Source organism: Streptomyces nanshensis, from assembly GCF_001751255.1.
In the GTDB taxonomy this organism is placed as follows: Bacteria; Actinomycetota; Actinomycetes; order Streptomycetales; family Streptomycetaceae; genus Streptomyces; species Streptomyces nanshensis_A.
Genome location: NZ_LJGW01000155.1, coordinates 264 through 1,853 on the forward strand (window position 1 = coordinate 264; position 1,590 = coordinate 1,853).

Consider the following 1,590-nt stretch of genomic DNA (forward strand, 5'->3'; position numbering starts at 1 on the left):
CTCGCACACCGCCCGGCGGCGTCCACGGTCGATACGGACGGCCCGAACGCCCCGCAGCACACGGGCCGTTCGGGCCGCGGGGAGCGTGACGACCTCCGGCGCGTACCGTCCGGCGAGCACGTCCGCGAGCAGCACCCGGTTGTACGGGGCGTGCGGTTCGTCGCCGACGAGGGTGACGTCCAGGCCCGTGCCGGCGTCCGCGCCCGTGCCGGGGCCGCGGCCCGCCGCGGTGAGCTGCCCGGCGAGCCGGGCACCGGCCATACCGCCGCCTACCACCACCACCCGCCGCCGCGGGCCCCGCGATACCGAGTCCATGGCCCGAGCCTGTGCGCTGCCCGTTACCCGGCCGCATCACGGCTGTTTCCCGGGAGGAACGGTCCCCTCAGCGGGCCGCCGCGGCGGCTGTGAGCACGGACTGGGAGTGCTGGTGCTGGTACCATAACCGTATGTCTCTGAAGAAGACGACCGTCATGGTCGACGAAGAGGATCTGCGGATCATCAAGGAAGCGGCCGTCCGGGAGGGGCGTTCGGAGTCGGAGTACTTCCGGGAGGGCTTTCGCATCGCTGCCCTGCGCGCCCGGCGGTGGTCCGGTGACTGGGACATTCCCGAACTCGACTTCGGCGGCCCGGTGACGGACGACGACGTACGTCAGGCCGTACGAGAGGGTGTCGAGCGCAAGCAGGGTGACACGGGCGACGCCGCGTGATCGTCATCGGTGACACGTCCGGCCTGGTCGCCGCATTCAACGTGGCCGGTCCCGAACATCAGGGAGCCCGCAGAGCGTTGCGTGAGGCCTCCGCGACAGTGGTCTCCCCGCTGGTGTTCCAAGAGGTCGAACACATCATCACGCGCAACATCGACAGGAAGACCGCCTACGCCGTCAACGACTGGCTGCTGGCGCAGGAGCGCAGCATGCGCGTTCTCACGCCCGAGATCGCGGCGGGGACCCTTCGCAAGTCCCGCAGCGTCCAGACGCGATACACAGACCTGTGTCTGGATCTCACGGACGCTGTGAACGTGGTGCTGGCGGAGGAGTACGACACCGAGACGATTCTCACCCTGGACAGGCGGGATTTTCGTGCCGTACGGCCGCTGACCGGCCACACGGCGTTCCGTCTGCTCCCCGACGACTTGTGAGCCGGTGATCCCGTACGCCGACGGGCAGTTCACCGCGGAGCCCGGCCGGCTGGCCGCCGTCCGCCGCTACCCGTCCGGTTCTGGGACATCATGGCGGTATGTACGAGGAACGGCCGTCGCGCGTGGGCGGTGCCGTCGTGTGGGCGCACGTCGGGGAGTCCGTCGGCGAGGGGCGGGTGCTGCCCGACGGCTGCATGGATCTGCTGATGTGGGACGGCGCGCTGGTCGTCGCCGGTCCCGATACGCGCGCACATCTCTTCGGCCGCCGTGCCGGTGCCGGGATCACCGGGCTGCGGCTGCCGCCCGGCGCCGGACCGCTCGTTCTCGGCGTACCGGCGCACGCGTTGCGCGACCAGCGGGTGCCGCTCGGCGGGCTGTGGCCGGAGCGTGCCGTGCGGCTGCTGGAGGAGCGCGTCGCGGCGGCCCCGGACGCGGGGCACGCCCTGGAGTCG

General features: G+C 71.4%; 4 protein-coding genes. 3 read left to right on the plus strand and 1 reads right to left on the minus strand.

Annotation, left to right across the window (positions count from 1 at the left end):
* The coding region (locus tag AN218_RS38030; RefSeq protein WP_244900375.1) for an FAD-dependent oxidoreductase at positions 1-315 on the minus strand (315 nt) is incomplete at its 3' end.
* A gap of 131 nt (positions 316-446) precedes the next feature.
* Between AN218_RS38030 and AN218_RS09370 the strand changes: the two genes are divergently transcribed.
* From AN218_RS09370 to AN218_RS09380, 3 genes are all read left to right on the plus strand, one after another.
* Entirely contained in the window at positions 447-707 is a 261-nt protein-coding gene (locus tag AN218_RS09370) for a CopG family transcriptional regulator (protein ID WP_070016307.1), read from the plus strand.
* Positions 704-1,138 carry a PIN domain-containing protein gene (locus AN218_RS09375; protein WP_070016308.1) on the plus strand — a complete coding sequence of 145 codons (435 nt, stop codon included), beginning with the start codon at positions 704-706 and terminating at the stop codon, positions 1,136-1,138. Before AN218_RS09370 ends, AN218_RS09375 begins: the two co-directional genes overlap by 4 nt.
* Positions 1,139-1,236: 98 nt before the next feature.
* Positions 1,237-1,590, plus strand: a 354-nt coding sequence (locus AN218_RS09380) for a DUF6597 domain-containing transcriptional factor (protein WP_338059606.1), incomplete at its 3' end; no start/stop codon positions are given.

What these genes read in the sequence shown, in the direction of transcription:
- AN218_RS09370 (WP_070016307.1), top strand. Translation starts at nt 447, where the DNA reads ATGTCTCTGAAGAAGACGACCGTCATGGTCGACGAAGAGGATCTGCGG.